Annotated in this window: 1 protein-coding gene and 1 pseudogene (1 of these 2 only partly in view); both read right to left on the bottom strand. The window is 50.1% G+C overall.

From position 1 onward, the window contains the following. Window positions 1–143, bottom strand: part of the annotated coding region (locus FDX22_RS12500; protein WP_146717272.1) for a YihY family inner membrane protein (this coding region is incomplete at its 3' end). 308 nt of the annotated region lie to the left of the window's left edge; 143 of its 451 annotated nt are in view. After that, window positions 137–552, bottom strand: a pseudogene (locus FDX22_RS12495) (HAD-IA family hydrolase); the annotation flags it as partial. The pseudogene FDX22_RS12495 and the gene FDX22_RS12500, both read right to left, overlap by 7 nt.

Genomic DNA, 552 nt, shown 5'->3' with positions numbered 1-552 from the left:
ACTAATGAGAGCAATGAAACGTAGGCAAGATTCCCTGCCAGCGTCGTCATATTGTCCTCATCAATCCGCCGCCATAATAGCTTCAGCCAGTCTCGTACAGGACGCGTATGATGCCTGGCCTGTTGCCGAACATTTTTTAGCATAACAACGTCGCGAAATAGTCAGGAATCGTCTTTTTATCGACGACCTGGATACTGGTGATCCCTAACCGGTTAGCCCCTTCAATATTATCGGCGTTATCATCAAAAAAGACCGTATCTGCGGCAGAAAAACCTTCGGACTGCAGAACATGCTGGTAAATCCGCGCTTCGGGTTTACGCATGCCGAGTTCCTGGGAAAGATAGATATGGNGAAAGATAAATATGGTCAGCAGCCTGACGGATCTCGGGGTATTCATCCGGCCAAAACGTGGTGTGCAGGCGGTTAGTATTTGATAACACAACGACACGATGCCCCTGCTCACGCAGCTTATGCATGATGTCGATAACCTCAGGGCGCAAGGCGACAAACACGGCCTGCCAGCCGTGAGAGAACTGCTCGTAACTTAGCGGC

This window comes from Citrobacter sp. TBCS-14 (assembly GCF_005280805.1).
Classification (GTDB): Bacteria; Pseudomonadota; Gammaproteobacteria; order Enterobacterales; family Enterobacteriaceae; genus Citrobacter; species Citrobacter gillenii.
Note: the sequence above shows the minus strand (reverse complement) of the source record. Positions and strands in the feature narration are given on the sequence as shown.